This window comes from Bradyrhizobium sp. 956_D2_N1_4 (assembly GCF_052076025.1).
GTDB classification, from domain to species: Bacteria; Pseudomonadota; Alphaproteobacteria; order Rhizobiales; family Xanthobacteraceae; genus Bradyrhizobium; species Bradyrhizobium barranii.
Genome location: NZ_CP197237.1, coordinates 660714 through 683397 on the forward strand (window position 1 = coordinate 660714; position 22684 = coordinate 683397).

The 22684-nt window shown below is 64.9% G+C and carries 20 protein-coding genes; 11 read left to right on the forward strand and 9 right to left on the reverse strand.

Annotated features, from left to right (window positions below; translation table 11 throughout):
* Nucleotides 1-37: 37 nt before the first annotated feature.
* The 6 genes from AB7535_RS03150 to AB7535_RS03175 all read left to right on the forward strand — a co-directional run bounded on the left by AB7535_RS03150 (nucleotide 38) and on the right by AB7535_RS03175 (nucleotide 8548).
* The gene (locus AB7535_RS03150) at nucleotides 38-481 is read left to right on the forward strand and encodes a nuclear transport factor 2 family protein (RefSeq protein WP_085402589.1); all 444 of its coding nucleotides are present in this window, start codon (nucleotides 38-40) and stop codon (nucleotides 479-481) included.
* A gap of 53 nt (nucleotides 482-534) precedes the next feature.
* Nucleotides 535-702 (forward strand): DUF1127 domain-containing protein, encoded by a 168-nt coding sequence (locus tag AB7535_RS03155; RefSeq protein WP_085402532.1) that lies wholly within the window; start codon nucleotides 535-537, stop codon nucleotides 700-702.
* Between the two features lie 131 nt (nucleotides 703-833).
* Nucleotides 834-1418: a biliverdin-producing heme oxygenase gene (locus tag AB7535_RS03160; protein WP_085402533.1), complete on the forward strand. Its 585-nt coding sequence runs from the start codon at nucleotides 834-836 to the stop codon at nucleotides 1416-1418.
* Nucleotides 1415-3961 carry an HWE histidine kinase domain-containing protein gene (locus AB7535_RS03165; RefSeq protein WP_135216715.1) on the forward strand — a complete coding sequence of 849 codons (2547 nt, stop codon included), beginning with the start codon at nucleotides 1415-1417 and terminating at the stop codon, nucleotides 3959-3961. The genes AB7535_RS03160 and AB7535_RS03165 overlap by 4 nt, the downstream gene beginning before the upstream one ends.
* A 270-nt stretch (nucleotides 3962-4231) precedes the next feature.
* Nucleotides 4232-6241, forward strand: a complete 2010-nt coding sequence (locus AB7535_RS03170) for a HAMP domain-containing methyl-accepting chemotaxis protein (RefSeq protein WP_085402535.1) — start codon at nucleotides 4232-4234, stop codon at nucleotides 6239-6241.
* A 297-nt stretch (nucleotides 6242-6538) separates the two neighbouring features.
* Entirely contained in the window at nucleotides 6539-8548 is a 2010-nt protein-coding gene (locus AB7535_RS03175; RefSeq protein ID WP_071916158.1) for a methyl-accepting chemotaxis protein, read from the forward strand.
* A 58-nt stretch (nucleotides 8549-8606) separates the two neighbouring features.
* Here the strand turns inward: AB7535_RS03175 and AB7535_RS03180 are convergent, their stop codons facing one another.
* Nucleotides 8607-9293 (reverse strand): glutathione S-transferase family protein, encoded by a 687-nt coding sequence (locus tag AB7535_RS03180; RefSeq protein WP_085402536.1) that lies wholly within the window; start codon nucleotides 9291-9293, stop codon nucleotides 8607-8609.
* Nucleotides 9294-9454: 161 nt separating this feature from the next.
* Nucleotides 9455-10330, reverse strand: coding sequence for a LysR family transcriptional regulator (locus AB7535_RS03185; RefSeq protein ID WP_085402537.1), 876 nt, complete (start codon nucleotides 10328-10330; stop codon nucleotides 9455-9457).
* A 103-nt stretch (nucleotides 10331-10433) separates the two neighbouring features.
* Between AB7535_RS03185 and AB7535_RS03190 the strand changes: the two genes are divergently transcribed.
* Nucleotides 10434-11324 (forward strand): SDR family NAD(P)-dependent oxidoreductase, encoded by an 891-nt coding sequence (locus AB7535_RS03190; RefSeq protein ID WP_085402538.1) that lies wholly within the window; start codon nucleotides 10434-10436, stop codon nucleotides 11322-11324.
* A 16-nt stretch (nucleotides 11325-11340) separates the two neighbouring features.
* On the opposite strand, the gene AB7535_RS03195 is transcribed toward AB7535_RS03190, so the two are convergent.
* Together AB7535_RS03195 and AB7535_RS03200 are read right to left on the reverse strand one after the other, a co-directional pair.
* On the reverse strand, nucleotides 11341-11667 hold the full coding sequence (locus tag AB7535_RS03195) for a hypothetical protein (RefSeq protein ID WP_028158214.1): 327 nt from the start codon (nucleotides 11665-11667) through the stop codon (nucleotides 11341-11343).
* Nucleotides 11668-11846: 179 nt separating this feature from the next.
* A complete protein-coding gene (locus AB7535_RS03200; RefSeq protein WP_071916153.1) occupies nucleotides 11847-12977 on the reverse strand; it encodes a site-specific DNA-methyltransferase in 1131 nt (376 codons plus the stop codon).
* Nucleotides 12978-13378: 401 nt separating this feature from the next.
* Here AB7535_RS03200 and ypfJ point away from each other — a divergent pair, with 401 nt between their 5' ends.
* Together ypfJ and moaB are read left to right on the forward strand one after the other, a co-directional pair.
* Nucleotides 13379-14314 (forward strand): KPN_02809 family neutral zinc metallopeptidase, encoded by a 936-nt coding sequence (gene ypfJ, locus AB7535_RS03205; protein WP_063985124.1) that lies wholly within the window; start codon nucleotides 13379-13381, stop codon nucleotides 14312-14314.
* A gap of 156 nt (nucleotides 14315-14470) precedes the next feature.
* Nucleotides 14471-15034 carry a molybdenum cofactor biosynthesis protein B gene (moaB, locus tag AB7535_RS03210; protein WP_085402539.1) on the forward strand — a complete coding sequence of 188 codons (564 nt, stop codon included), beginning with the start codon at nucleotides 14471-14473 and terminating at the stop codon, nucleotides 15032-15034.
* Nucleotides 15035-15272: 238 nt separating this feature from the next.
* Here moaB and AB7535_RS03215 read toward each other — a convergent pair whose 3' ends face one another.
* From AB7535_RS03215 to AB7535_RS03225, 3 genes are all read right to left on the reverse strand, one after another.
* Nucleotides 15273-15401 (reverse strand): hypothetical protein, encoded by a 129-nt coding sequence (locus AB7535_RS03215; RefSeq protein ID WP_275552127.1) that lies wholly within the window; start codon nucleotides 15399-15401, stop codon nucleotides 15273-15275.
* Nucleotides 15401-16378: a bifunctional helix-turn-helix transcriptional regulator/GNAT family N-acetyltransferase gene (locus tag AB7535_RS03220; RefSeq protein ID WP_085402540.1), complete on the reverse strand. Its 978-nt coding sequence runs from the start codon at nucleotides 16376-16378 to the stop codon at nucleotides 15401-15403. Before AB7535_RS03220 ends, AB7535_RS03215 begins: the two co-directional genes overlap by 1 nt.
* A 66-nt stretch (nucleotides 16379-16444) precedes the next feature.
* The gene (locus AB7535_RS03225) at nucleotides 16445-17020 is read right to left on the reverse strand and encodes a glycosyl transferase (RefSeq protein WP_085402541.1); all 576 of its coding nucleotides are present in this window, start codon (nucleotides 17018-17020) and stop codon (nucleotides 16445-16447) included.
* A gap of 335 nt (nucleotides 17021-17355) precedes the next feature.
* Here AB7535_RS03225 and AB7535_RS03230 point away from each other — a divergent pair, with 335 nt between their 5' ends.
* Both AB7535_RS03230 and AB7535_RS03235 read left to right on the forward strand, forming a co-directional pair.
* Nucleotides 17356-18195, forward strand: coding sequence for an RMD1 family protein (locus AB7535_RS03230; RefSeq protein ID WP_085402542.1), 840 nt, complete (start codon nucleotides 17356-17358; stop codon nucleotides 18193-18195).
* Between the two features lie 176 nt (nucleotides 18196-18371).
* A complete protein-coding gene (locus tag AB7535_RS03235) occupies nucleotides 18372-18755 on the forward strand; it encodes a hypothetical protein (protein WP_071916148.1) in 384 nt (127 codons plus the stop codon).
* Nucleotides 18756-18949: 194 nt separating this feature from the next.
* On the opposite strand, the gene AB7535_RS03240 is transcribed toward AB7535_RS03235, so the two are convergent.
* Together AB7535_RS03240 and AB7535_RS03245 are read right to left on the reverse strand one after the other, a co-directional pair.
* Nucleotides 18950-20131, reverse strand: coding sequence for an acetate/propionate family kinase (locus AB7535_RS03240; protein WP_135215914.1), 1182 nt, complete (start codon nucleotides 20129-20131; stop codon nucleotides 18950-18952).
* 4 nt (nucleotides 20132-20135) lie between these two features.
* The gene (locus AB7535_RS03245) at nucleotides 20136-22523 is read right to left on the reverse strand and encodes a phosphoketolase family protein (RefSeq protein ID WP_167768195.1); all 2388 of its coding nucleotides are present in this window, start codon (nucleotides 22521-22523) and stop codon (nucleotides 20136-20138) included.
* Nucleotides 22524-22684: the final 161 nt, after the last annotated feature.

Below are 22684 nucleotides of genomic sequence, written 5' to 3' on the forward strand. Positions count from 1 at the left end.
GATGATCTCCGTGTTGCCACCAAACGGAGATGCCGCCATGAGCGCGAGCGCCAACAAGAAACTGATGCAGGATATCTTTGCCGCCGCCGCCAGCCCCGATCCGGCCGCACGCGACCGGGCCCTGTTCACCGCAAGCCTTGCCGACGATGCCAGATGGGTCGTGACCGGCCAGTATTCCTGGTCCCGCACCTTCACCGGCAAGGAGGCGATCCTCAACGATCTGCACGGTTATGTGCGCACCCGCTTGCGCAACCGGACCCGCACCGTAGCTCACCGTTTCATCGCCGATGGCGACGTGGTCGTGGTGGAAGCCAAGGGCGACAACGTCACGCCCGAGGGCGTTCGTTATGACAACGACTACTGCCTGGTGTTTCGCCTCGAGGACGGGAAGATCAAGGAGATCCGGGAATATTGCGACTCGACCCTGACCGAGAGGGCGCTTGGTCCGTTTCCGCAGACGCCCGTGAGGGCCGCGAGCTGACCGGATTGAGGACCATCTCGTCCGCCGACCGGTGCCGTCGGCCCCGTTCGGCGATGGTCGTGTCGATCTGGCGCAGGCTGATAGCGATCGTCGTTGTCAGGCGCGAGCGGTCCCAGGCCCGGTACCAGCTCGCCGCCATGAGCGAACGGGAGCTTCAGGACTGCGGCATGACCTGGGCGGAGATCGCGTACGAACTGAGGAGACCGGTGCGACGGAGTTAGACGAACGGACGAGATCCAGCCGCCGCCTGCCTCCCATTTTATCGGAGCCGGCGGAACCTTCGGGTTCCGCCGGGCGTTTGCTCGGTTCGGGGGCAATCGCGCCCCCGGCATTGCACGCGTTTGGGAAATTCATGCTGGCTGGGGTTTCGGACGTTTCAACACAGGTGGGCCGCAGCTTTCCCGGACTCCGCGAACGATTGAGAGATGCGACTGCGAATGCGCACCGCGAGCTCGATGCGCAGCTTTCGTCGTTCGACCTCACGGTCTTGTCCGGTTACCGCCGTTTCCTGCAAGCCAGCGCCGGCGCACTTCTTCCGCTCGAAGCTGCGCTTGTGCAGGCTGGCGTCGCCACGATGTTTCCGGATTGGCTGGAGCGGGCGCGTAGCGCCGCAATCGCGGCCGATCTCGGGCAGCTCGGCAGCGCCGCGCAATCCACCGTATCCGTGCCGCCGCTGACGCGCAGTGGCATGCTCGGCACGTTGTATGTTCTGGAGGGCTCCCGTCTCGGCGCAAAGTTTCTGCTGAAGGCGGTCGCGGATGCGGGCGATCCGCGCATCGGCGAGGCCACCGCGTATCTCAGTCATGGCGCGGGCAAGCGGCTCTGGCAGAGCTTTCTGGCGCAGCTTCAAAACGAAGAGGATTGCGACGCGGACGAGACGATCGAATCGGCACGTGTCGCTTTCGCGGCCTTCGAGCAGGCGGCGGACCGCGCATGAACGAGGCGGTCAATCTCACCAATTGCGATCGCGAGCCGATCCACATTCCCGGCAGCGTCCAGCCGTTCGGCTTCCTGCTCACGGTGCTGTCGGATTTCACGATCTGCATGGCCTCCGACAATGTCGGCAGCTTTCTTGGGACTGACGTCGCCGACCTGCTGCAGCAGCCGCTGTCGCGCGTCATCTCGGAAGCCGCCGTCGAGACCATTCGCGGCCGCGTCGATCATCTCACCGGCCCGGATACGACCGAGCGCCTGTTCGGTGTCGAGCTCCAGGCGGGCAAGCCGCCTTACGATCTCTCCATCCACTTCTCCGGCGCCTATCTGGTCATCGAGGCAGAGCCCAGCGTCAACGAGCCCGGCGTCAATTCCGGCGAGCTCGTCCGCCTGATGCTGGAGCGAATCCGCAAGACGCGCGGCATGACCGAGCTCGCCCGCGAGGCGGCGCGCCAGCTCAAGGTCCTGACCGGCTTCGACCGCGTCATGGTCTATCAATTTCATCCGGACGGATCGGGCGAGGTGATCGCTGAAGCTGCGGAAGCCGGCCTCGAACGGTTTCTCGGCCTGCACTATCCGGCCTCCGACATCCCCAAGCAGGCCCGCATCCTTTATCAGCGCAACTGGCTGCGCATCATCGCCGATATCAATTCGAAACCAGCCGCGTTGTTTTCGACGGCAACGCACAATGCGGGGCTGCTCGATCTCTCCATGAGCGTGCTGCGCTCGGTCTCGCCGATTCACATCGAATATTTGCGCAACATGGGCGTCGGGGCCTCGATGTCGGTGTCGATCCTGCGCGACGGCAAGCTGTGGGGCCTGTTCGCCTGCCATCATTATTCGCCGCGCTACATCTCGTTCGAGAAGCGCACCGCGTCCGAGCTGTTCGGGCAGATGTTCTCCTGGATCGTGGAGGGGCGCGAGCGCGAGGGCAATGTCGCCTATGAGATGCGCGCTCACCAGGTGCAGGAGCGGTTGATCGAGACCGCGGCCTCGCACGAGCACAGCCGGCGCGCGATCGTCGACTTCCTCGGCGACTATCGCGGGATGATCGATTGCGACGGCGTGGCGGTATGGTCCGACAACAAGATCACGCTTCAGGGCCAGACGCCGACCGAGGACGAGGTGAAGGAGCTGGTCGCCTTCATCAACCGGACCTCGCCGGGACGGATTTTCGCCAGTGCCGAGATTGCCAAGGTCTATGCTGCCGGGCAGTCCTTTCGCGACCGCGCAGCCGGATTTCTCGCCATTCCGATCTCGCGGACTCCGCGCGATTGCCTGATCTTCTTCCGGCGCGAGGTCGTGCGCTCAGTGAACTGGGCCGGCGCGCCCGACAAGGTCTATGACGAGGGACCGAACGGACCGCGCCTGACGCCGCGCAAGAGCTTTGAGCTCTGGCAGGAAACGGTGGCGGGCCAGTCGAAACCTTGGTCCACGGCCGACATCCGCATCGCCGAGAGCCTGCGCGTCACGCTGCTCGAAGTGATCCTGCAACTGTCCGACCTTGCCGCCCGCGAGCGTCGCGGCGCGCAGGAGCGGCAGGAGTTGATGATCGCCGAGCTTAATCACCGCGTCCGCAACATTTTGAGCCTTGTCCGCGCGCTGGTCGCGCAGAGCAAGGACACTGCAACTTCGGTTGAGGAGTTTGCCGGCGTGCTCGGTGGCCGCATCCAGGCTTTGGCCCGCGCCCACGACCAGATCACCAATTTGAACTGGGCGCCGGTTGCGCTGCGCTCGCTGGTCGAGTCCGAGGCCGGCGCCTATCTCGGCGCGCGCGCCGGCCGCGTGAAGATGGGCGGGCCCGACGTCGCGCTCGATCCCAAGGCGTTCGCGACGCTGGCGCTGGTCGTGCACGAGATGATGACCAATTCCGCCAAATATGGCGCGCTGGCCGATTCCACCGGCAGCGTCGAGGTGGTGTGGCGCCTCGATCCATCTTCCAGCCTTGTCATCGAATGGAAGGAGAGCGGCGGGCCGCCGGTGCAGCCGCCGTCGCGCCGCGGCTTCGGGACCACCATCATCGAGCGTTCCGTCCCCTTCGACCTTAAGGGCGAAGCCGAAATCCGGTTCGACCTGCTCGGGGTGCAGGCCAAGTTCATCATCCCGCCCAATTTTGTCGAACTGGTGCCATCAATCGGAGGAGCCGCCATGCGCGTCGAGGAGCAGCAACCCGCCCGTCCGCGAATTTCCGAGACCGCGCTGATCGTCGAGGACAATCTGATCATCGCCATGGCGGCCGAAGTCATCCTGCTCGATCTCGGTGCCCGCCATGTCGACACTGCGGCGAGCGTCGACCAGGCGTTGCGCGCGATCGAGCGCACGCGTCCGGGCTTTGCGCTGCTCGATCTCAACCTCGGCAACGAGAGCAGCATCAAGGTGGCCGAGAAGCTGAAGGAGATCGGCGTGCCCTTCATGTTCGCGACCGGCTATGGCGAGCGCGCGCCGATCCCGGAAGAGCTGGCGTTCGCGCCGGTGGTCCAGAAGCCCTACACGCTGGAAGTCGTCGAGAACGCGCTCGGCAAATTGCAGGGGACGGTCGCTCAATAGACATCCATCCCGGCGACGCGTGCAGCGCTCTGCAAGCGGCTGCGGGCTTTGCACCGAAACCTGCGCAACTGCCGATAAAATCAGCAGGTCCTGTGCGGGCCGGCACACACATGCGCGAAAAATCGGAAGGTTCAATTAACGAGTGTCCCTCATTGTACCGCGGTGCAGCGTGGGTGCCGAAAAGCGACTCGCGGCTGCCGGGGGTGGCCGTGACGATTGCCGGGGTCGTTCGTCCGCCCGAATTCACATGCACCTGGGTGGACAGTGGGAATGCCGAACTTTCGTTTGCGGATCAGGGGACGCCTGTACGCGGGTTTCATGGCCTTGGTGGCGGTTGGTCTCGTGATGGCGGTGGTCGCCATCTGGAATTTGCGGTCCGTGCAGGACCAGGTCGCAAAGGCTTCGGCATTTTCGGACAGCACGGCGCGGGTCCTGGAGGTCTCGACCCATCTTCAGGCGATCCAGCGCGCCAATCTGCGCTACATCTACGACGCCAGCGAGCCCGCAATGAAGGAGGCCGCAGAGCGTGAAACCGCGGCGACCGAGCTGTTGAAGGTCGGGGCGCAGGGAACGCTCTCCGAGGAGCGGCGGAAGCTCTACAACGATCTGATCGCCGACATCGCGAAAATGCGAAGCCTGCGTGACAATCTCGGCGACGCCGTCAACGAGGCGCGGACCGGCAAGGCGACGCTGCTGCCGAGCGGTGACGAGCTGACTGTCAAGATGGGCAAGCTGGTCGATGTGGCGCGCGCAGCCGTCGACGAAGACACCGGGGCCCTCGTTGCGGACCTCGAATCCAGACTCCTGCTCGTCCAGATCGCGAACTGGCGTTTCCTGGCCCTGCGCGACAGCAAGGGGCCCGCCAACTTCAGAACCAATGTGGACAGGGCGTCGCAGCGCCTCTCGGCGCTCGAAAAGAGCCCGCAGGCGACCGAACTGCGTACGACGCTCGCGCCGGTGAAGACCTCGCTCGGAATCTACAAATCCGCGTTCGAGACGACGTCGGCCGCGATGCTGCAGGCCGACGAGATCTACCACAAGAGCCTCGCGCCCCTCATCGTCGACAGCATCGCCAAGCTCAAGGTCGCGGAAGCCGCCTTGAAGAAGGACTACAAGGAGTCGCGCAGCCAGGCCGAAGCCGTGATTGACGGCACGACCACCGTGCAGGCGATCGCGGGCGGCCTTGCCACCCTGTTCGGATTGATCGTCGCCTTCCTGATCGCCCGCAGCATCGTCGGTCCCCTGACGTCGATGACGCGAGCGATGGGGCTGCTGGCCGGCGGCAATCTCGAGGTCGGGATTCCCGGGCGCGGCAAGGCCGACGAGATCGGCGACATGGCCAAGGCGATCGAGGTGTTCAAGACCAACATGATCGACACCGAACGGCTGCGCACGGAGCAGACCGAGACCGAGGCGCGGCAGGCGGAGAGCCGCAAGGCCGACATGGTCCGGCTCGCCGACCAGTTCGAGCAGGCGGTCGGCGAGATCGTCGACACCGTGTCGTCGGCATCGAACGAGTTGGAGGCGTCGGCGGGCACCCTGACGACGACCGCGACGCGCGCGCAGAATCTGTCGACCGAGGTGGCGTCGGCGTCACAGGAGGCCACGGCCAATGTGCAGGCGGTGGCGTCCGCGACCGAGCAGCTGTCCTCCTCGGTCACCGAGATCGCCCGCCAGGTGCAGGAATCGGCCCGGATCGCCAACGAGGCGGTCGGGCAGGCAAGCAGGACCAATGAGCGCGTCGGCGAGCTGTCCAAGGCGGCCGCCCGCATCGGCGACGTGGTCGAGCTGATCAGCACGATTGCCGGCCAGACCAACCTCCTGGCGCTGAACGCCACCATCGAGGCCGCGCGCGCCGGCGAGGCCGGCCGCGGCTTTGCGGTGGTCGCCTCCGAGGTCAAGGCGCTGGCCGAGCAGACCGCGAAGGCGACCGGCGAGATCGGCCAGCAGATTTCGAGCATCCAGGCCGCGACCGAGCAGTCGGTCGGCTCCATCCGGGAGATCAGCGGCACGATCGAGCGGCTGTCGGAAATCTCGTCGGCGGTGGCCGCCGCCGTGGAAGAGCAGGGCGCGGCGACGAAGGACATCTCCCGCAACGTCCAGCAGGCCGCCCATGGCACGCAGCGCGTCTCGATCAATATCGGCGACGTCCAGCGCGGCGCCTCCGAGACCGGCTCGGCCTCCTCGCAGGTGCTCTCGGCGGCGCGCTCGCTGTCTTCAGACAGCAACCGGCTGAAACAGGAAGTCGCGAAGTTCCTGGACTCGGTCCACGCTGCCTGATCGGCGCCGACCCGCAAAAGCAAAAGGTCCACGCGCATGCGCGTGGACCTGCCATGGCGGCGTGGTGGGATGAGGACATCGCTCGCGCGCGCCACCGCTTGATGTCCGGAATACGGTGGTGTCTTCGTCGGCTTCTCCGTATTCGACACCGGTAAAATACAGCCGCAATTAACAATTGTTCCGCATTGTACGGCAGCGCAGCGCGATTCTCGCAGGCGTGGCTGCAATGATCAGTCGTTGCAATCGCGCCAAGGTCGTCGGCTGCTTCTGCTTTTCTGCTGCAATGGGTGGACAGTGATGCCGAGCTTGCGTTTGAGAATTCGGGGGCGTCTCTACGCCGGATTTTCGGTTCTCGTGGTCGTTGGTTTGATCATGGCCGCGGTTGCGGTCTGGAATTTGTGGGCCGTCCAGGGCCAGATGGCGCGGCTCTCCGCGCTCTCGGACAACACCGCCCGCGTGCAGGAAATCTCGATCAACCTCCAGGCGCTGCGGCGTGCCAATCTGCGTTACATCTATGACGCCAACGAGCCGGCCTTCAAGGAGGCTGCGGAGCGGGAGGCGGCGACGGCCGAGCTGTTGAGGGCCGCGGCCAAGTCGACGGTCTCCGAGGAGCGGCTCAAGATCTACAATGGCCTCGTCGGCGACGTCGACAAGATGAAGTCCCTGCGCGAGCGCATGGGCGCTGCCGTCAACGAGACGACGAAAGGCAAGGCCACTTTGCTCGCCGGCGGCGACGAGCTCACCGCCAACACCGGCAAGCTGGTCGAGGCCGCGGGTGCAACCGGCGACACCAGCGTGACCGCCCCCGTCGCCGATCTCGAATCCAAGATCCTCCTTGTTCGTGTCTCAAACTGGCGCTTCCTCGCCGTCCGGGACGCGAAGGGGCCGGCGACCTTCAGGACCAATGTCGATCGGGCGCAGCAAGCACTCAAGTCACTTGAGGGGGCCGGTCTCCCGGACGAGGTCAAGGCCGCGTTCGGGCCGATCAAGAGTTCACTTTCGACCTACAAGGGGGCTTTCGAGACGACATCCGCCGCAATCCTCCAGGCCGATGAAATCTACCGCAATGAGATCGCCCCCTTGATCAGCGATAGCGTCGACAGGCTCAAGGTGGCGGAGACCGGATTGAAGGCCGACTACCAGAAGTCGCGCGCGGCCGCCGATGGCGTCATTGCCAGCACGACCTGGATTCAGGAAGTCGCCGGCGGCCTTGCGGTCCTGTTCGGCGGCCTCGTCGCCTTCCTGATCGCGCGCAGCATCGTCGGACCGCTGACCACGATGACCCGGGCGATGGGAGCCCTCGCCGGTGGCGATCTCAAGGTTGAGATCCCCGGCCGCGGAAATCGCGACGAGATCGGCGAGATGGCCAAGGCGATCCAGGTGTTCAAGGAGAGCATGGTCGAGACCGACCGCCTGCGCCACGAGCAGGTCGAGGTCGAGGCGCGGCAGGCGGAGAGCCGCAAGGCCGACATGCGAAACCTGGCCAATCAGTTCGAACGAGCGGTGGGCGAGATCGTCGACACCGTGTCGTCGGCATCAAACGAGCTCGAGGCTTCCGCGGGCACCCTGACCACGACGGCCAGCCGCGCCCAGGATCTGTCGACGGAAGTCGCCAGCGCCTCCCAGGAAGCCTCGGCCAATGTGCAGGCCGTTGCCTCGGCGACCGAGGAACTGTCCTCCTCGGTCTCGGAGATCGCCCGCCAGGTGCAGGAATCCGCCCGCATCGCCAGCGAGGCTGTGGGTCAGGCAACGCGGACCAACGAACGGGTCGGTGAACTGTCCAAGGCCGCCGCCCGTATCGGCGACGTGGTCGAGCTGATCAGCACGATTGCCGGCCAGACCAATCTGCTGGCACTGAACGCGACGATCGAGGCGGCGCGTGCGGGCGAGGCCGGTCGCGGCTTTGCCGTGGTCGCCTCCGAGGTCAAGGCGCTGGCCGAGCAGACCGCGAAGGCCACGGGCGAGATCGCCCAGCAGGTCTCCGGCATCCAGGCCGCGACGGAGGAGTCGGTCGGCTCGATCCGGGAGATCAGCGGCACCATCGAGCGGCTGTCGGAGATCTCGTCGACGGTTGCGGCGGCCGTGGAAGAGCAGGGCGCTGCCACACAGGAAATCTCCCGCAACGTCCAGCAGGCCGCTCACGGCACGCAGCGCGTATCGACCAATATCGGCGACGTGCAGCGCGGAGCCTCCGAGACCGGCTCGGCCTCCTCGCAGGTGCTCTCGGCGGCGCGCTCGCTGTCTTCAGACAGCAATCGGCTGAAGCAGGAAGTCGCAAAATTCCTGAGCTCGGTCCACGCCGCCTGAGCCGCAAACGCAAAAGGCCACGCGCATGCGCGTGGCCTCCAAAAGCTGCGTCGCGCGATCAGGCGACCTTCGTCGTCATGTGCTTGAACATGTTGGCGCGCGCCTCGTCGTCCATCTCGGCCTTGAAGGTGAACTTGTCCTTCAGCGCGATCGCGCGCGCCGCCGCCGGCCGCGCCGAGATCTCGTCCACCAGCCGCTTCACGTTCGGATAGCGCGCAAAGGCATCGTCGCCGAGCTTGAACGGCACCATCCGCGCCCAGCCCCACAGCGCCATGTCGACGATCGAATAGCTGTCGCCGACCATGTAGCAGCGGCCTTCAAGGTGACCGTCGAGAATCTTGTAGTGGCGATCGGTCTCGTACTGGTAGCGGTTATGGGCGTAGTCGTGGTTCTGGTCCTTCGGCGCAAAATGCTTGAAGTGCACGGCCTGGCCCGAATACGGCCCGACGCCGGTGGCAATGAACATCAGCCATGACAGCGTCTCGCCGCGGACGTTGGCGGCGGGAAGGAACTTGCCGGTCTTCTCGGCGAGGTAGAGCAGGATGGCGTTCGAGTCGAACACGATGGTGCCGTTGTCGTCGATCGCCGGCACCTTGCCGTTCGGATTGATCTTCAGATAGTCCGGCGCGAACTGCTCGCCCGTGCGGGTGTCGATCTTGACCGGCTCGAACGCCAGGCCGGCCTCTTCCAGATAAAGCGCGACCTTGGTCGGGTTCGGCGAACCGTTGAAATAGAACTTGAGCATGTTTGTCTCCCCAATTCCCTTTTTAGAGAATGAATGCAGCGTCGCGGCCTTCTGTGCCTGAACATGGCCGGGGAGAGCAACCGGCGAGTTTGCCGGGCGGTGTCTGCGCGGTACGCAGATCAGCCTGCGTAACAAAGGCCGATCGCCGCCGTAATGACGATTCAAGTCCGGCTGAGCCGTTCCCGCAGGAATTCAATGAAGCGCTGCGTCTTGGCTGGCAGCAGGCGCGTCTCGGTGACTGCGTAGACGGTGACGGGCGAGCCCTGCCATTGCGGCATGATGCGACGCAGCCGGCCATCCGCCACTTCGTCGGCCACGATCTCTTGCGGAAGAAAGGCGATGCCCGTGTCGAGCGTTGCGAGGCGGCGGATCAGTCCCACGTTGTTGAGCCGAAAACGGCCGCCGACGTCGGTCTGCTCCATCTGCGTGCCCCTGTGTAACGTCCACGCACTCACCTTCGTCATGCACAAGCATTGATGACGGGTGAGGTCCGCCGGTTCATGCGGCTCGCCGTTGGTCTCGAGATAGCGCGGCGAGGCGTAGAGATATCCCGGCATACGGGCGAGCGGCCGCGCGATCATGTGGGATGGCTCTGATTCTCCGACGCGGATCGCCAGATCGAACGGCTCCGATACGAGATCGACACGTCGCGGCGTCAGGTCGAATTCGAAATCGATGTCGGGATATTGCCGCGCGAATTCGGCGATCAACGGTGCGAGGTAGGTGTTCGCGAAATCCACCGGCAGCGAGACGCGGAGCATGCCGCTCGGCTGCGCCAGCATCCCGTCCAGTTGCTCATGCGCCAGGCGCGCCTCGTCCACGATGCGCTTGCAGCGCTCGAAGTAGATCTGGCCGGCTTCGGTCAATTCGATCTTGCGGGTCGTCCGGTTCAACAGGCGAAGCCCGATCTCCTTCTCCAACAGATCGATCCGGCGCGACAGCGTCGAATTGGGCATGTCGAGGGTCTTGGCGGCGCGACGGAAGCTGCGGGCCTTCGCGACCTCCACGAACAGCGCCATATCGTTCAACAACGCCATTTCATTATTCCATCAGTGGATCAATCAGTTCCATTTTACGGCATTTATTCCATTGAGTGGAAGGTCCATCTGCCCTTTGCTGACATTGCAGGGCAAGCCATCCATGAAACGCGTAGAACTCGACAAGAACCTGAAGGTGAATCCGCCGGCGCTCGAAGGCCTCAGGCTCGCTGGATTGAATGTGGCGGTGATCGGCGGCACCGGCGGCATTGGCCGGGCGTTCAGCCGCCAATTGGCGGCCAAGGGGGCGCGTGTCCTCGTCGTCGGCCAGACGTTCCGCGATCAGAACGTGCCGGGCATCGCATTCATGCAGGCCGATCTGAGCCTGATGCGAGAAGCCAGGCGGATCGGCCGTGAGCTTCCCGCCGAGACGCTCGACATCGTCGTCTTCACGACCGGCATCATGGCGGGGCCCAGGCGTGAGGTGACGGCGGAAGGCATCGAACGCGATCTTGCCGTCAGCTATCTGAGCCGCTTCGTCATCCTGAACGCGATCGCCTCTCGTCTTGGAAGGGACAGGGCCACGGCCACATTCAAGTCTCGGATATTCGTCATGGGATTCCCCGGGACGGAGCAGAGGGCCGATGTCGCCGATCTGAATTCGGAGCGGCGCTACAAGCGGTTCGCAGCCCACTCGAACACCGTGGCGGGCAACGAAGTGCTCGTCCTCGAGGCCGCCAGGCGCTTTGCCGATGTCGATGTGTTCGGCCTTAATCCCGGCTTCGTGAAGACCGATATTCGCGCCAATCTGTTCGGGTCGCGTGCGCTCGTCTCGCTGATCAACTGGCTGACCAGCTTCATGATGGTCGAGCCGGACGCCTATGCCGAGCGACTGGTGCCGCTCCTGGTGTCGCCTGATCTCAACGGCCGCAGCGGTGTCATGCTCAACAACAAGGCTGAGGCGATCCTGCCGAGCCCTTCGTCTGCGGAGCGATCCTATGCGACGGCGCTCATGGATGCCTCCGATCGATTGATCGCCCGTCTGGCGCCGTGAGGCCGCGCCTCGACGCTCAACTGGAATAGAGCAGGCCGACGACGGCGATGACGATCATCCCGGCGCCGACAGCGTCCAGCCGCATCGCGAGCCGCGTTGCGGCGTGCATGCTGGAGGCCCGCGCCTTGCGCTCCGATCCGCGCGCGTAGCCGTGCACGATGACGTCGTGATTGAAATTGTCGTGGGCCTCGTTGCTGCTGGCCAGCCCGACGCAGACCACCAGCACGCCGAAGATGGCGAGGCCGAAAAAGCCGAGCAGGGCGATCAGGAACATCGGAAACATGCCGAGCAGGAAGATCGGCAGCAGCGGCACCAGCAGCAATGTCTCGGACTGTCGTCGCATGGGAGCCGGACCGGTCAGGACGGGGCTGATCGGTGAAATCTAGTCCTGGCTGTGGCGGCATTCAAGGAGCCGTAGGGTGGGCAAAGGCGCGAAGCGCCGTGCCCACCGCGTCGCTTGCGGCATATTCCAAGGTGGTGGGCACGCTTCGCTTTGCCCACCCTACGGGACCGCGGAGAAAACTACTCCGCCCCGATCCCCGCACGGATCTCGGCGCGGAACTCGTCGATCAGCTTGAGACCCTTCTTGGTCTCGACATGCCAGAAGGTCCAGCCGTTGCAGGCTTGCGCCCCTTGCGCCACGGCGCCGATGCGGTGGATCGAGCCGACCTTGTCGCCCAGCATGATGGCGCCGTCGGCGCGCACGAGTGCGCCGAGCTTCTTCTTGGCGTCGAACAGCTTCGTGCCGGGCATGATCATGCCGCGCTCGATCAGCTCGGAGAACGCGACCCGCGGCGCTTCGCGCGCGGTCATGAACGGAGCGAGGCTTTCCTCCGGCAGCGGCTCGACCGCGGCGATGCGCGCTTCGGCGGCCTTCGCGTAGGTCTTGTCGCGCTCGAAGCCGATATAGGAGCGGCCGAGACGTTTTGCGACCGCGCCGGTGGTGCCGGTGCCGTTGAAGGGATCGATCACGAGATCGCCGGGTTTCGACGACGACAGCAGCACGCGCGCGAGCAGGCCTTCCGGCTTCTGCGTCGGATGCACTTTCTTGCCGTCGGCGCCCTTGAGGCGCTCCTCGCCGGTGCAGAGCGGGATCAGCCAATCGGACCGTGCCTGCACGTCCTCGTTGGCGGCCTTCAGTGCCTCGTAGTTGAACGTGTAGCCCTTGGCCTTCTCGTCGCGCGCGGCCCAGATCATGGTCTCGTGCGCGTTGGTGAAGCGGCGGCCGCGGAAATTCGGCATCGGGTTCGACTTGCGCCAGACGATGTCGTTCAGGAGCCAGAAGCCGAGGTCCTGCATGATCGCGCCGACGCGGAAGATGTTGTGATAGGAGCCGATCACCCAGATCGTCGCCGACGGCTTCATCGCGCGGCGGGCGGCAAGCAGCCAGGCGCGGGTGAAATCGTCATAGGCGGAGAACGAATCGAACTTGTCCCAGTCGTCGTTGACGGCATCGACATGGGATTCGTCGGGGCGCTTCAGATCGCCCTTGAGCTGGAGATTGTAGGGCGGATCGGCGAACACGAGGTCGACCGAACCGGCCTGAAGCTTCGACATCTCGGCGACGCAATCACCGAGGATGATGCTGTGCGAAGCGGACTCAAAATTTGTGCGGGGCGCCCTTGCAGACGCCCCGCGACGCGACACTACCATGACTCAAGAACTCTGACTCAGGCGACGCTGTCGGCGACGCGGGACCAAACAACCGACTGACCGTTACAATGGAGCGGCAAAGTAAAAATCGACTTAACCCGCCGCTTTGGTGAGCAGCCCTCGCATCACGCATTGTGCGCGTTTCGCTCTGCGCATTCGTCGTGTTTTCCAGTGTATTTCGTATTTCTTCGCGTTGCGGGAGCAGTCAGGTCGCCAAATTTCTCTCGGAAAAAATTGCACGACCCCGGAAAAAATTGCTGGCATCGGCATGCTGTCGCACTAGGCAATAATTGCCGAGCGGGATATTGATTAACGCATTGGAAATTTTACGTGTGTGGCGCGTTGAGCTTTCGCGCTTATGCGCCCAAATGACGCCAATTGAGGACTGAGGGAAACCCGCCATGCGTTATGATGATTTCCGCCGCAGCGACGACATTGAGGATCGCCGCGACGGCGGTGGCGGCATGGGCGGCGGCGGAGGCGGGTTCGGCCTGCCGATGGGCGGCGGCGGTCTGGGCATCGGCACCATCATCGTGCTCGGCCTGGTCGGTTATGCCTTCGGCATCGATCCGCGCATCCTGATCGGCGGCGCCGAGATCCTCACCGGCGGCGGCCAGGCGCCTTCCTACCAGACCGATCGTCAGTCGACCTCCGCCAAGCGCGGCGCGCCGACCGACGAGATGGGCAGCATGATCTCCGGCATCCTCGGCGAGATCGACGACCGCTGGAGCGAAATCTTCCAGGCCAGCGGCCAGTCCTACACCGGTCCGAAGGTCGTGCTGTTCCGCAACGTCACCAATGGCGGCCGCTGCGGCCGGGCAGAGTCGGCGATGGGGCCGTTCTACTGTCCGCCGGATCGTACCATCTTCCTAGACACCAGTTTCTTCCGCGAGGTCGAGACGCGCTTCCGCGGCTGCTCCGGCAAGTCCGCCTGCAACTTCACCACCGCCTACATCATCGCGCATGAGGCCGGCCATCACATCCAGAACCTGCTCGGCATCATTCCGCGCGTGACGCGGCTGCAGCAGCAGGCCGGCAGCAAGGCCGAGGCCAATGCGCTCCAGGTGAAGGTCGAATTGCAGGCCGATTGCCTGTCCGGCGTCTGGGTCAATCGCGAGTCGAAAAAGCGTCCGAACTTCCTCGAGCCCGGCGACATCGACGCCGCGTTGACCACGGCGAGCGCGATCGGTGATGACACGCTGCAACGCCAGGCCACGGGACGCGTCGTGCCCGATTCCTTCACGCACGGCTCGGCGGCGCAACGCAAGCAGTGGTTCATGACCGGCTACCAGCAAGGGACCGTCCAGGCCTGCAACACGTTCGGCAGCGGGTCGTAGTCGCCAGGACTTCGTGCCCCAGACGCAGCGCAGCGCTTCTTCAGCGGTGCGCTGCAGAGCCGGGGCCCACAATGCCGGTCTCTCAGCTCTGGGTCCCGGCTCTGCGACGCACCGCTGACGCGCTGCATCGCGTCCGGGACACGAGAGGAAGGACCAATGGCCTCGATCGACGAGTCAAAACAATTCATCCCGCTCAACATCGCGGTGCTCACCGTCTCTGACACGCGCGCGCTCGCCGACGACAAGTCCGGCCAGACGCTGGCCGACCGCCTCACCGCGGCGGGCCATCATCTCGCCGCGCGCGAGATCGTCACCGACGACGTCGAGGCGATCCGCGCCGTCGTCCGCCGCTGGATTGCCGATGCCGGCATCGACGTCGTCATCACCACCGGCGGCACCGGTTTTACCGGACGCGACGTCACGCCGGAGGCGATCGAGCCACTGTTCGAGAAGCGCATGGACGGCTTCTCGATCGCCTTCCACATGCTCAGCCACGCCAAGATCGGCACGTCGACGATCCAGAGCCGCGCCACCGCCGGCGTCGCCGGCGCCACCTACATCTTCTGCCTGCCGGGCTCACCCGGCGCCTGTCGCGACGGCTGGGACGGCATCCTCGCGGCCCAGCTCGACTACCGCACGCGTCCCTGCAATTTCGTCGAGATCATGCCGCGCCTGGACGAGCATCTGCGAAGGGCAAAGGCGCAGGGCGCGACGGTGTGAGTGCGTTGCTTTGACGCTGCTTTGCTGAGCTAGGCGCGGACCTCTTCCCTTCTCCCCTTGTGGGAGAGGGTGGCTCGCCGCGGAGCGGCGAGACGGGTGAGGGGTCTCCATCCGCACGGACCGCTCGGAGACATACCCCTCACCCAAGCGAGTTCGTATCTACTGGCGTCGCTGCCCTCTCCCGCAAGGGGCGAGGGCACAATCATGCGCATCGCGCCCGCTGCGACAGCGATAGCGACTAGCTCTTCCGCCGCAGCGAGCCCCACACCACGCGCCACATAGTCCGGCACGCTTCCGCGTGCAGCCGTCGTGCGCGGCGCTTGTAGAGATCGACGAGCTCTCCCGTGATGAGCGCGTGCCGCCGCATCAGAGATCGCGCTCCCAGGTTTCGCCGGTGAGGTTCTGGCCAAAGCTGCGATGCGGCTCGGTGGCGGTCAGCTTGAAGCCGGCATCCTGATAGATTTTTCGCGCGGCGACCAAATTGCTCTGCGTCCACAGCGTCATCCGCCGATAGCCGCAGGCGCGGGCAAAGGAGACGCATTCGGCGACCAGCCGTTGGCCTAGCCCCTGTCCGCGTGCGGCCGGATCGAGCAGCAACAGGCGCAGCTTGGCGACGTCGTCGCTGGCCTTGACCAGAAATACCGAGCCGACCGGCCGGCCCTCGATGTCGGCGATCCAGCAGCGCTCGCGCGAGGCATCGTAGGAGGTCATGTATTTGGCGACGATCTCGGCCACCAGCGCCTCGAAGCCGGAGTCGAAACCGTATTCGCTGGCGTAGAGCGCGCCGTGGCTCTGCACCACCCAGCCCATGTCGCCCGGGCGGGGCTCGCGCAGGGTCGCGCGCGGGGATGGCGTCCGCGGCATAGCGAGCAGCCGCTCGATCGTCTCCATCGCACCGGTGAGCTTGCTGCGCTCCTCATCCGGCAGCGGCCGCAGCATCGCGGCGACGTCGTCCTGGGACGAGCGTTCGAGCCTGGCGAACGCCTGGCGGCCCTTCGCGGTCAGGCTCAACTGAACCTGCCGGCGGTCGCTCGGAAGCGGCTTGCGCGCGATCAGGCCGCTCTCGTCGAAGTTCTGCACGATGCGACTGAGATAGCCGGCGTCGAGCCCGAGCGCGATGCCGATCTCCTTGGCCGACTGCTCGCCACCATGGGCCAGCTCGTAGAGCACGCGCGCCTCGCTCAGCGAGAACGGGCTCTTCAGGAGCTGCTGGTCGAGCACGCCGAGCTTCTGGGTGTAGAAGCGGTTGAAGGCGCGAACCGCCTGGACCTGGTCGTCAGCGACCTGTTCGGTCGAAGCGGGGCAGGATGGCGACGGGCTGGATGACGAAAGGGCAGATGGCATGGGTCACCTCGATAATTGCCATTGTCAAACAATTATTTGACTTTGGCAAGTATTAGATCGGTGACGTCAGCCGACCATGACGATCCGGCTGCGCAGCATGGTCCGGGACGAGCGGCCGAGCCGCCGGAGCAGCCGCGCCTCGGAACGGCGGGCCTGGGGCGGGTAGCCGCCGATCCGGTCGTAATGATCGCGCGCGATCAAGAGTCCCTGATCGCCGAGGGGGCCGACCAGTTTGCGCACCACGGCCCAGAGGACGTCGCGAAACCCGGTATCGGCATAAGGCGACCGTGTGTAGCGGAACACCGCCGCGCGATCCCTGCCGCTGGTCGAGACAGCCTGGATGAACTGGGTGGTTTCCTCGATCCAGCCGGTCTCCAGCACGGCGCCGGCCGGGAGGAACATCAGCCAGGGCGAACGGGCCTGGAGCGCGCCGGCGGCAAGCGCGGCGCCCTGCGAGGATCCCTCGAAGCCGATGAAACGGCAGCCTGCAACGTCCGCCACGCGCTCGATGACGCCGTTGCGGGTGCCGTCGACCAGCAGCACTTCGCGGATGACGCCCGCGGCGGCGCCGGGCACCAGCGCGGCGAGGGTTGCGACCGCCGTCTGCTCGACGCCTTCGGTCGGTATGATGACGCTCAGCATGATTGAGGCTTCGATGTCTGCACTTCGGGAGAAGCGTAGCTTGTTATGAATGTGTCATAAACACGCGGCGTCGCCGAGTGCAACTTTTCGCCGGTGTTCCGGCATGCGATGGTAGATCGCCGCCGGTCTATCGCAGCCGAATATGTCGTGCGCGGGGTGGCCCTGTTGCCGAATGTTTCCGCGAATGTCGTTTCCGTGAGCTTCAAACGGGGGCTTTCTCTGCCGATATGATCGGGGCGAGGACGGCACGTTCCGCAAGGCTGCACCGGCAGTCTGACACAAACCTTGTGACGGGAAAAACGTGCAACGCTCGCCGCGCAAAGTGAGATAGTCCAGTGAACGCCGATCAACTTCCCGTTGGCACCACGCCAACATCGCCGAAGCCGGAGGCCGCGCCGACCCTGCGGATCCGCGCCGTGATGCTGGGCGAACGCATCAATCCGTCCGGGCTCGAGCTTGGCGCACCTGTCTCCTCGACGCCTGCTGCCTTCCGCGTCCATGCCGGGCTCGTCGTGATCTTCCGCTACGGCGTCGTGGTGCTGATCGGCCTCCTCCCTTCGGAGGAGAAGGTGCTGATCGACAGCCTGAAACCGCGGGTGACCGGCGAGCTCAGCCCTTTTGAAGAGGAGATCGCACAGGCGCAGCTCTGCAAGGATGAGAACGCCGAGGCGATCCAGCCCGGCGGGCCGATCTGCCTCGCCAAATTCTCCGACGATCGGCTGCTGATCGTTGCGGACGCGCTCGCCAAGAGCACCTCGCTCGCCCGCGACGAGCGCCGCGTCGCCGCGGTTTTCGACGTGATCGAGCCCTTCGCGCGGGGGCTCGCCGAGCAGGGCCGCACGCCGCCCCGGCGCAAGGGCATCCTGCAACTGATCGGCAATGCGCTTCTGGTCCAGCAGCGCGTCGCCGGCCGTGTCGCGGTGGCCGAGAAACCGGACGTGCTCTGGGAGAAGCCCGAGCTCGACCGCCTCTATGCCCGTCTCGAAGACGAGTACGAATTGAAGGAGCGCCTTGACACGCTTGAGCGCAAGCTCACCGCGGTCTCGGAAACCGCCAACGCGCTGACCGACATCATCGACACCCAGCGCTCGCTGCGTCTGGAAATCGCAGTCGTGGTGCTGATCGTGATCGAGGTCGTGATCGGGTGCATCCAGATCCTGTCGGGCACGCATTAGACCGGCCTGAGATCGGCCTGCACGCCACTGTGCGGGCGGGGAACCGTCGTTCATGTAGATGAACGTTGATCCAAATCAAAGGCACGAAGCTCCAGCGCACGAGACTTCGATCGGACCCGCGGTCAACGCGATGTGCAGCTGTCCGCGGCTTCCTCCCTCGAAGAAGGAGTACGCTGATGTTGCGTCAAGCTCTCATCGCTTCGGCAGCCGCAGCTATGCTGCTTGTCGCCTTCACTCCCGATGACGCATCTGCCCGCGGCGGTCGCGGCGGCGCCATGCGCGCAGGAGGTTTCCACGGCGGTGCCGTGCGGGCAGGAGGCTACCGCGGGGGCGCGGTCGCGGCGCGTGGATATCGGGGCGGTGCTGTCGCCGTGCGCGGCGGGCGTTACGGCTATCGGGGCGCTTATGCAGGGTATCGCGGATATCGTTACGGCGTCGGTGCGGCGGCAGTGGGGGCCGCGGCGATCGGCGCAGCTGCGACGGGGGCCTACTACCGCAGCGGCTGCGGCTATGACGCTTACGGAAACTATGTTTGCCCGGGCGGGTACTCTCCGTACTGAGCGGAGCGACGTAGTTGGCCCATGGTGCTCGAAGCGCTGGCGAAATCGTTTGCTTTGCGCACCATGGTCATTTCGACAGTGGCGCAGCAGCGCTGCGACAAGTCATGGCCCGACAAGTCATGGCCCGAGAAGTCATGGCCCGCTGAAATTCTCCCACGGGGGAGAAGGGAAAGATGCAGCGGTCGACCGGGCTTTCATTTCACTCGCAGCACAGCCGCGCAATGCCGAGCGATCGTCAGCTCCTCATTCGTCGGAATGACGAACACATTGACGGTGCTGCCACTGCTGCTGATCCGCTCGCGTGCCGCGTCATTCGCACCCGCGTCAATATGCACGCCGAGCCACCCGAGCCGCTCACCAATCGCGGTGCGGATTTCCTTCGCATGCTCGCCGATGCCGCCGGTGAAGACCAGACAGTCCAGCCCGCCCAGCGTGGTCGCCATCACCGCGACCTGCTGCGCCGCACGGAAGGTGAAGAGCTCGACCGCCTGCCGCGCCGCCGCCTCACGGCTCGCCAGCAGCGTGCGCATGTCGGCAGAGATGCCGGAGACGCCGAGCAGGCCTGACTCGTGATAGAGCAGGTGCTGGACATCCTCGACCGGCATCCTCTCGTGCTGTTGCAGATAGAGCAGCACGCCGGGATCGATCGTGCCGCTCCGGGTGCCCATCACGAGGCCATCGAGCGGCGTCAGCCCCATCGTGGTGTCGACGCTGCGGCCATCGCGCAAGGCGCACAGGCTGGCGCCATTGCCGAGATGCGCGATGATGGTGCGCTTGGCAATGAACTGCGGCGCGATTTTCGCGAGGCGCCCCGCGACATATTCGAACGAGAGGCCGTGAAAGCCGTAGCGCCGGATACCGCGCTCTTCATAGCGCCGCGGGATGGCGAAGCGGCTCGCGGGTGGAGCCATGCTGTGATGGAAGGCCGTATCGAAACAGGCGATCTGCGTCAGTTCAGGCCGGATCGTGCTGATGATGCCGACAGGTTCAAGGCAGCGCGGCTGGTGCAGCGGCGCCAGTGGCGTCAGTGCGTCCAGCTTTGCGTAGACGTCGTCAGTCAGCTCAACCGGGCCCGAATAATCCGGCCCGCCATGAACGATGCGGTGACCGACGGCGCGCAGGCGGTGGTCGGCAAAACGCTCCTCGATGAAGCCGAGCACGTCCGCGAACAGATGGCCGCTGTCCGCATCGGATGCTTCCCTCTGCGTCTCGAAAAGGTCTCCGCCCGCGGGGCTTTTCACCACGAGCCGCGGCTTCGCCTCTTGCTCGTCGAGCAGGCCCTTGCAGAGCAGGGCAGGCTCGGCCGCCGCGATGTCGAACAGGCCGAACTTGATGCTCGACGAGCCCGAGTTGAGGACGAGGACCGACACCGTCATGACGTCAACCCGTCTTGCCCGGCCAGACCCAGTCGCGGATTTCAGGCATGTCCTCGCCGTGTTCGCGCACATAGTGCGAATGTTCGATCAGTTTGTCGCGGAACTGCTGTTGCACCTGCGCGGCCCTGGTCGCCAGACCCGGCACGCGCGCGATCGCCTCGATCGCGAGGTGATAGCGGTCGAGCCCGTTGAGCACGACCATGTCGAACGGCGTCGTCGTGGTGCCTTCCTCGGCAAAGCCGCGCACATGCATTCCGGCATGGTTGGTGCGGTTATAGGTGAGACGGTGGATGAGATAGGGATAGCCGTGATAGGCGAAGACCACGGGCTTGTCTGATGTGAACAGGCTGTCGAAATCGCGGTCGGACAGGCCGTGCGGGTGCTGGTCTTTCGGCTGCAGCGTCATGAGGTCGACGACGTTGACGACGCGGATCTTCAGGTCGGGCAGCGCCTTGCGCAGCAGATCGACGGCGGCGAGCGTCTCCAGTGTCGGCACGTCGCCGGCGCAGGCCATCACGACGTCGGGCTCGCCATCCGCATCCTCCGTGCCGGCCCAGGTCCAGATGCCGATGCCGGCATCGCAATGCGTGGCGGCGTCCTGCATCGATAGCCATTGCGGGGCTGGCTGCTTGCCGGCAACGATCACGTTGATGCGGTCATAGGTGCGCAGGCAGTGATCGGCGATCCACAACAGCGTGTTGGCATCGGGCGGGAAGTAGATGCGGACGATGTCGGCCTTCTTGTTGGCGACGAGATCGACGAAGCCGGGATCCTGATGGCTGAAGCCGTTATGGTCCTGCCGCCAGACATGCGAGGTCAGGAGATAGTTCAGCGAGGCGATCGGTCGCCGCCAGGGCAGATGCCGCGTCACCTTCAGCCATTTGGCGTGCTGGTTGAACATGGAATCGACGATGTGGATGAAGGCCTCGTAGCAGGAGAACAAGCCGTGGCGGCCGGTGAGCAGATAACCCTCGAGCCAGCCCTGGCAGAGATGCTCGCTCAAAACCTCCATCACGCGGCCGTCTTGGGCGAGATGCACGTCGTAAGGCTCCGTCGGCTCCATCCAGACCCGTTCGGTCGCCTCGAACACGGCGTCGAGCCGGTTTGACGCGGTCTCGTCCGGACCCATGATGCGGAAGTTGCGCGCCTCGGCGTTGAGGCGGATGACGTCGCGCAAAAATTTGCCGAGCTCACGCGTCGCTTCGCCGGTGACGCCGCCGGGCTGCGGCACGTCCAACGCAAAACTGCGGAAGTCCGGCAGCTTCAACTCCTTCTTCAACAGGCCGCCATTGGCGTGCGGATTGGCGCCCATGCGCCTGTTACCTTCGGGCGCCAGAGCCTGGAGCTCGGGAATAAGCGCGCCGCTGCCGTCGAACAGCTTCTCGGGCTCGTAGCTGCGCATCCAGTCTTCGAGGATTTTCAGATGCGCCGGGTTCTCGCGACAGCCCGCAACGGGAACCTGATGTGCGCGCCAAAAGCCCTCGACCTTCTTGCCGTCGACCTCCTTCGGGCCGGTCCAGCCCTTCGGGCTGCGCAGCACGATCATCGGCCAGCGCGGCCGCTCGACGCTCTTGCGGCCGTCGCGGGCATGCTGCTGGATCGAGCGGATGCTGGCGAGCGCGACGTCGAGCGCATCCGCCATGGCCTGGTGCATCAATTCGGGATCGTCGCCCTCGACGAACAGCGGCTCGTGGCCGAACCCGCGGAACAGGTCGCGGATCTCCGCGTCGCGCATCCGTCCGAGCACGGACGGGTTCGCGATCTTGTAACCGTTGAGGTGCAGGATCGGCAGCACGGCGCCGTCATGGGCGGGATTCAGGAACTTGTTTGAGTGCCAGGACGCCGCGAGCGGGCCGGTTTCCGCCTCGCCATCGCCGACGACGCAGGCGACGATCAGGTCGGGATTGTCGAATGCGGCGCCATAGGCATGCACCAGCGCGTAGCCGAGCTCGCCGCCTTCGTGGATCGAGCCCGGCGTTTCCGGCGCCGCGTGGCTCGGAATGCCGCCGGGGAAGGAGAACTGCCTGAAAAGTTTTCGCAATCCGTCCGTATCGCGCGCGACGTCAGGATAGATCTCGCTGTAGCTGCCTTCGAGATAGGTGTTGGCCACCATGCCCGGGCCGCCGTGGCCGGGACCGCAGATATAGAGCACGCTGACATCGAGCGCGCGGATGACGCGGTTGAGATGGGCGTAGATGAAGTTCAAACCGGGCGTCGTGCCCCAATGTCCGAGCAAGCGCGGCTTGATGTGCTCCGGCCGCAACGGCTCGCGCAGCAGCGGATTGTCGAGCAGATAGATTTGCCCGACGGAGAGGTAGTTCGCGGCGCGCCAATAGCGATCGAGCAGATCGAGCTCGCTGCTCCCTGAGGCCGATTGTCGTTGATTTGTCATGTTCCTGCTGACTTTCACCCAGCGATCGTCACCAACTTTGTTCCGGTGCGATTGATCCCTGTCCGGCATCGAACAGGATCGCCGCGACCGGTGTGTTGCGTGAGGTCAAAGGACCGCGCCCGAAATTTGGGCGGCTACTGTGCATGGGGTTGTTTTTCAGT

Coding starts and splice junctions, on each gene's coding strand:
- AB7535_RS03150 (WP_085402589.1), top strand. CDS start 38: ATGAGCGCGAGCGCCAACAAGAAACTGATGCAGGATATCTTTGCCGCC.
- AB7535_RS03155 (WP_085402532.1), top strand. CDS start 535: ATGGTCGTGTCGATCTGGCGCAGGCTGATAGCGATCGTCGTTGTCAGG.
- AB7535_RS03160 (WP_085402533.1), top strand. CDS start 834: ATGCTGGCTGGGGTTTCGGACGTTTCAACACAGGTGGGCCGCAGCTTT.
- AB7535_RS03165 (WP_135216715.1), top strand. CDS start 1,415: ATGAACGAGGCGGTCAATCTCACCAATTGCGATCGCGAGCCGATCCAC.
- AB7535_RS03170 (WP_085402535.1), top strand. CDS start 4,232: ATGCCGAACTTTCGTTTGCGGATCAGGGGACGCCTGTACGCGGGTTTC.
- AB7535_RS03175 (WP_071916158.1), top strand. CDS start 6,539: ATGCCGAGCTTGCGTTTGAGAATTCGGGGGCGTCTCTACGCCGGATTT.
- AB7535_RS03180 (WP_085402536.1), bottom strand. CDS start 9,293: ATGCTCAAGTTCTATTTCAACGGTTCGCCGAACCCGACCAAGGTCGCG.
- AB7535_RS03185 (WP_085402537.1), bottom strand. CDS start 10,330: ATGGCGTTGTTGAACGATATGGCGCTGTTCGTGGAGGTCGCGAAGGCC.
- AB7535_RS03190 (WP_085402538.1), top strand. CDS start 10,434: ATGAAACGCGTAGAACTCGACAAGAACCTGAAGGTGAATCCGCCGGCG.
- AB7535_RS03195 (WP_028158214.1), bottom strand. CDS start 11,667: ATGCGACGACAGTCCGAGACATTGCTGCTGGTGCCGCTGCTGCCGATC.
- AB7535_RS03200 (WP_071916153.1), bottom strand. CDS start 12,977: ATGGTAGTGTCGCGTCGCGGGGCGTCTGCAAGGGCGCCCCGCACAAAT.
- ypfJ (WP_063985124.1), top strand. CDS start 13,379: ATGCGTTATGATGATTTCCGCCGCAGCGACGACATTGAGGATCGCCGC.
- moaB (WP_085402539.1), top strand. CDS start 14,471: ATGGCCTCGATCGACGAGTCAAAACAATTCATCCCGCTCAACATCGCG.
- AB7535_RS03215 (WP_275552127.1), bottom strand. CDS start 15,401: ATGCGGCGGCACGCGCTCATCACGGGAGAGCTCGTCGATCTCTACAAG.
- AB7535_RS03220 (WP_085402540.1), bottom strand. CDS start 16,378: ATGCCATCTGCCCTTTCGTCATCCAGCCCGTCGCCATCCTGCCCCGCT.
- AB7535_RS03225 (WP_085402541.1), bottom strand. CDS start 17,020: ATGCTGAGCGTCATCATACCGACCGAAGGCGTCGAGCAGACGGCGGTC.
- AB7535_RS03235 (WP_071916148.1), top strand. CDS start 18,372: ATGTTGCGTCAAGCTCTCATCGCTTCGGCAGCCGCAGCTATGCTGCTT.
- AB7535_RS03240 (WP_135215914.1), bottom strand. CDS start 20,131: ATGACGGTGTCGGTCCTCGTCCTCAACTCGGGCTCGTCGAGCATCAAG.
- AB7535_RS03245 (WP_167768195.1), bottom strand. CDS start 22,523: ATGACAAATCAACGACAATCGGCCTCAGGGAGCAGCGAGCTCGATCTG.